3 protein-coding genes and 2 tRNA genes are annotated in these 5,421 nt (G+C 42.8%); 2 read left to right on the top strand and 3 right to left on the bottom strand.

What is annotated here, in order from left to right:
- The coding region (locus tag KKD20_02535) for a hypothetical protein (protein MBU4331977.1) at positions 1-584 on the bottom strand (584 nt) is incomplete at its 3' end.
- An 18-nt stretch (positions 585-602) separates the two neighbouring features.
- On the opposite strand from KKD20_02535, the gene KKD20_02530 reads away from it, so the two are divergent.
- Together KKD20_02530 and KKD20_02525 are read left to right on the top strand one after the other, a co-directional pair.
- A tRNA-OTHER gene (locus KKD20_02530) sits at positions 603-727 on the top strand.
- 331 nt (positions 728-1,058) lie between these two features.
- Positions 1,059-1,135: transfer RNA gene (locus KKD20_02525), tRNA-Ser, on the top strand.
- Positions 1,136-2,357: 1,222 nt separating this feature from the next.
- Here KKD20_02525 and KKD20_02520 read toward each other — a convergent pair.
- Together KKD20_02520 and KKD20_02515 are read right to left on the bottom strand one after the other, a co-directional pair.
- On the bottom strand, positions 2,358-2,639 hold the full coding sequence (locus tag KKD20_02520) for a GIY-YIG nuclease family protein (GenBank protein MBU4331976.1): 282 nt from the start codon (positions 2,637-2,639) through the stop codon (positions 2,358-2,360).
- A 252-nt stretch (positions 2,640-2,891) separates the two neighbouring features.
- A partial coding sequence (locus tag KKD20_02515; GenBank protein MBU4331975.1) for a LamG domain-containing protein occupies positions 2,892-5,421 on the bottom strand: 2,530 nt, incomplete at its 5' end.

Raw genomic sequence — 5,421 nt, 5'->3', positions numbered from 1 at the left:
TTAGCCCAAGCGCTATTCCACCAAGTATCATTATAAGCATCAGCTGTCTCGCCCCCAAAACGAAATTGCAAATGATGCTTGCCGTCTATCAAAACCTTATTTATCAACTGCGCCTCGCCATCACAAGTCCAATTTTCATAAGTTAAAATATTGCCCTTTATTATTGGCTCTCTTGCCTCTTCTCCACAAGTTAAAGAAACAAACTCAATCTCCTCGCCAAAATCAGTATTATCCAAACCCTCAATCACCAAATCATCCTGCCCCTGCGTCACAAACTTAACTAACCACTCCCCGCCAACTTCCGGATAGGACTGGATATTTAAAACATGAATCTCAATTGTCGGGTCCACGATAATGGGATAAGTATGGGTTGCCAGCCACTCCTTATCTGGAATTAAAATCAATTTATTCCCCTCAATATTCATTTCTACATAACCCTTGTCACTAGCCACTAGTAACTGGTCACTAGGGTCGTCCCCTTGTTTCTTTGTTTCTTTGTTTCTTGTTTCTTCATCTGTTTCAGCGGCATAAACAGGAAGAGGCGCGAAAAAATGAGCAAGAGCTTTATTGCCCCATTGCTTCATTGTTTCATTGCGATTAGTGGAGATGTTTTTGGTTTGAGAATCTTCTAAATTGTGGTATGATAAAAATGTGGTGGGGACAGCAGGTTTGCCTTGCGAGCCTGATAAACTACGTTTGGGGGGTTTAATTCCCCCTGTCTCCACCACGCCTTGAACTGTGGATAACCCTCTTGACAATTTATTTTGATCTGCTATACTATAAATAAGTTTATCAGGCTCGCAAACAGGCAAATCTGTAAGTTTACCAGAAGCCACCACATTATTGTTGGTGGTTTTTTGGTTTGACCCTTCAATAAATTCAGGGTCAACAAATTCAGGGTCAACCCTGAGCCAAGCCGAATGGGTTGACGCATTATTTGTATTTGTTATATTGCAATCAAGCAGGGGTTGATTGCAATCAAGCCCTGCTTCGTTATCCACTCCAATTTGCGAGGAGTTATTTTTTTCGTTATAATTATTACTAAGCAGTCCTGTTTGGGGCCGTTCTGCTAATTGGTAAGCGCCGAGGTTACTCACCCGCGGGAATGCGGGTTCAAATCCCGTACGGTCCACCAGGGCTGCTTTTGAGTTATCCACATTTTTAATACTTGACAAATTACCTCCACATGCTATACTATCATTAAGGTGAGTAACCACGGAATCAACATTAGCAGAACCCGCATCTAAAAGCTCTGACCAATTGTCGGAGTTTTTAGTTTGCTTTGACCCTTCAATAAATTCAGGGTCAACAAATTCAGGGTCAACCCTGAGCCAAGCCGAATGGGTTGACGCATTATTTGTATTTGTTATATTTAAATCACCAATTGGCAAAATGGAACCATTTAAACTACCGGACTCGCTTGAATCCGCTTCAAAGACCATCTCATCATTTGAGGCGGTTTTTGTTTTCCCGACATCAGCTCTATCACCGTCAATAGTCTTGCTTTTATGCTTTAATGCTTTAATGCTTTCTTGAAGAAACGGCGCCGGAATCGTAAAAAATTTATACAAATCCTCGCCCCCATGCCCTTTAGCATAAAAATCAATATTGCCTTCATTGTCTTTTTCCCAGTCATATTTCTCCAAATCAATTTCATATTCAAACCTTTCCGGATGCCCCGGGCTTTTTAATATAATGTCTTCTTTGATTTTATTCAGCTCCTGTGTCTGCGCTACATCAGTATTTTCATAGGCGTCTTCATAAATAATTTTATTACTATCCTGTTTATCCGCCGTAGCTTTAGCAGAGGCGGAACCATTGATTGGCGTAATAGAAAAATCAATGTCATGAACTGGTTCATCAGCAGAAACATCAGAAGAGCCAAAAGATATCACCAATGGCTGGCTGTAATTCTTGGGAATTTTTACTTCATAGACCGGCTCTTGTTTGGGGAAAAATAAAATTCGGCCGACAAAAACCACTACTGCTATTGCCAAGAGAATGATGGGAATGTATTTTTTAATTTTAATATTCATAGATATTTTGATATAATAAACTTGGTGAAGCCGGCGGTGAAGTACGGGACCAGGATTGTCACCCATGGTTCCAGGGGTGCAAATCCCCTAGCCGGCTCCACCCTAAAGTTATCCACAGGACGAACGCTTGACAAAATTTTTAAATCTGCTATACTTTAATCACGGGTGACAATCCAAAATCCAAACTCCGTACTAAACCGGAACCGACAAAGGCCATCTCATTTGAGGTGGTTTTTGTATTGTATCGGACATCGGAAGTCAGAAGTCGGATTCATTTTGTTAAAATTTTTATTTCTTCTTTACCCCTTCCTTAAACTCATCCTACAAATCCTTCCAATGGGGATTTGTTTTTTTTATTAATTCTTGCTTTTTTTCTCGGCGCCAAGACTTTAATTCTTTTTCTCGACTAATGGCATCATAAACATATTGATAATGTTCATAGCACACTAGTTTGTGGCAGGAATATTTTTTGGTGAAGCCGTCATTTAAATCGTTTTTGTGCTCATAAACCCGGCGGATGATATTATTAGTAAAACCCACATACAAAGTCCCAGTAGAACTGGCCATTATGTAGACCCAGAAATTGTATTGTTTTTTGGACATGGTTTTGTTCTGTTAGGGCAGCGGCTTTTTGTCATTCCGAACGGAGCCGCAACGTTTTTGTCATTCCGAACGGAGCGAACCGCAGTGAGCGGAGTGAGGAATCCCTTGAATGTGGATTTTGAAGAGGCAAGGGGTTGGCCTTGTTTAAGGGATTCCTCACTGCGGTTCGGAATGACAAAAACGGCGGTGAGGAATGACAAAATTGGTTCCAGACACTAAGTGTCCAGAGGGACACTTAGTGTCTTTGTCGTATTATTTAAACTGCACCCCATACCCCGAATTATACTCCCGCCTCACCCTCTCCGGGGGCAGTTCGTATAAAAAGATTTTGACTTCATCAATCATGCCGTCAAAAGTATTGGCTCCATTGTTGCCGCCGATGTATAAGGTGGAAGCGCTGTCATCCGTGGGGTTGCCAACTCCGGCTGTGTCTGTTTTTTTATTTGAAGGCATGCCATTGATGTAAAACTTGATTTTTCTTAAATCCGTGGTAGAAGCGTAAGTCATTATTACGTGGGTCCAGTCGCTCCGGGGAATCGTCATTGTTGATGACGCCACTGCATCCGTCGTTGCCAAATCCACCGCGCCATAAAGCCGCATATTTCCCGAAGAATCCTCATCTTGAACCCTAAATATCGTGCTCCCTTTTCTAAAAATATTCCCAGTACTGGTTTCCCCGTCAGAATTGGGCTTTATCCAGGCCGAGATGGAATACTCGGCTTTATTTTGTAAATTGATCGCCGCGTTAGCCCCTACGCTCACTCTATCATCAACCCCATCAAAAAGAATCGCGCTATTCACTTTCCCACTCGTCCTCCACCCCTCCCCGGTCAAGGTTCCATTATTAGCGCCGCTAATATCATTAGTCGTACTCGCGTTATTCTCATCAAAATTCCAATACGCTATCGGGCTGCCATCATTATATTCTTGAGCGATTTGAAAAGGAGTGAGGGCGTAGTTGTAGATGCGGACATCGTCGATGAGGCCGTCGAACAGGATTACCCGAGAGGAATCCCAATCTTTTACACAACCTATGCAAACAGAGGTAGCTGTTGGTGTTGGCATGATTGCAGTTTGTATACATTGGATTTGATTTCCATTTGTATATATACACTTATCAGTTGTATTCCATGTCGCCACGATGTGATACCATTTATTTATTGAAAGATTTCCAGTGCTTGGACCATTTGTCTCTAACCCAGATGTCCCATTAGTCATTGAAAGTCTTATAGAATTATCACTAAGGACTCCAAGAAGCTGATAATGACAACTCAACCATGAAGCTGATGTACATTTTGAGAGAATTGAATTGGTGTAAGAAGTATAGGTAGATGCACTATCCCAATTTTTTATGTATACCCATGCTGTTAATGTACCACCTTTATCCAATAATAACGAGTTATCCTGCCCTATTTCCGCATAATCCTCCACCCCATCAAACCTCAACCCCGTCCCGATCTTCCCCGGCACCCAGTCGGTCTGCTCCATATTAGTAAGCGTGCCGGTGTTAGCGTTCGCGCTTTTATCATAGGCCTTGGTTCCTTTCCCCTCATCAAAATCCCACTGGCCCACAGGACCAGGGCCTTCCAAATACTGGCGCATAACCTCGTCAGCAGAAAGCGTCCTATGATATAATTTAAGATCATCCATCATCCCATCCCAATCATAAGACGCGCCTGTAGAATATCTGCTAATATGCAAAGGCCGATCGCCGGTAATATTTCCATTCGCGTCTGTTGTCGTTGTATATAATGTTGTATCCAAACTCCCATTTTTATAAAGCTTAAACTCATATTTGTCTCTTGTAATGGCCATATAAACCCACTCATTCGGAATCAAAAAATTTGCTGCCGTATCTGTTACCCCTGCAACATAAGCATCCGAATCAAAACCAAAATACTCGGGATCAAAGCCGATATCATAATCGTATCCGGTCCAAATCCAAAAATTGCCATCACTCGTACCCAAAATATTCTTGCCGGCCGCCCGCGGGTAAAACCAACCGGAAAAAGTCCAGTTAGACCGTCCATCCAAAAGCTCGTCCATTCCATCGCTAATACTAATATAACTGCCTGTACTTCCGCCAAAAATGCCCCCATTCCCAAAATGTCCGGCTGTAGTTGAAGCGTCATAATGCGGAGCGCCATTATTGGCGCCAATCGAGTCCATCACTGTCGCCTGGTCCTTGCTCGTAGTCGCCCAACTCGCCTCATCCATTTTCCAGTGCGAAATCAAACCATCAGACCTTTCATAACCCTTATTAGCCGCGGAACCCAGGGTAATGCCTTTGTTAGTATTATAATCCTTCCTCACCTGCTCCGGGGTCAACTCATAAAGATAAATCTTAACCTCGTCAATCATCCCGTCAAAAGTGTTAGCCCCATTATTACCGCCAATATATAATATGGAAGCCGAGTCGTTCGCCGGATTGCCAACTCCGGCGGTGTCAACTTTTTTATTTGAAAGAATGCCGTTGATGTAAAACTTAATCTTTCTTAAATCCGTGGTAGAAGCGTAAGTCATTACAACATGCGTCCAGTCGCTCCGGGGAATCGTCATTGTTGACGACGCCACTGCATCCGTCGTTGCCAAATCCACCGCGCCATAAAGCCGCATATTTCCCGAAGAATCTTGATCTTGAACCCGAAAAATAGTAGAACCCTTTCTAAAAATATTCCCAGTGCTAGTTTCCCTGTCGGTATTCGGTTTAATCCAAGCAGAGACGCTGTACTCGGCTTTGTTTTGCAGATTGATAGCCGCATTAGCCCCTACGCTCACTCTA

Source organism: Patescibacteria group bacterium, assembly GCA_018896645.1.
GTDB lineage: Bacteria > Patescibacteriota > Patescibacteriia > UBA2591 > JABMQE01 > JAHIMF01.
Note: the sequence above shows the minus strand (reverse complement) of the source record. Positions and strands in the feature narration are given on the sequence as shown.

Coding starts and splice junctions, on each gene's coding strand:
- KKD20_02520 (MBU4331976.1), bottom strand. CDS start 2,639: ATGTCCAAAAAACAATACAATTTCTGGGTCTACATAATGGCCAGTTCT.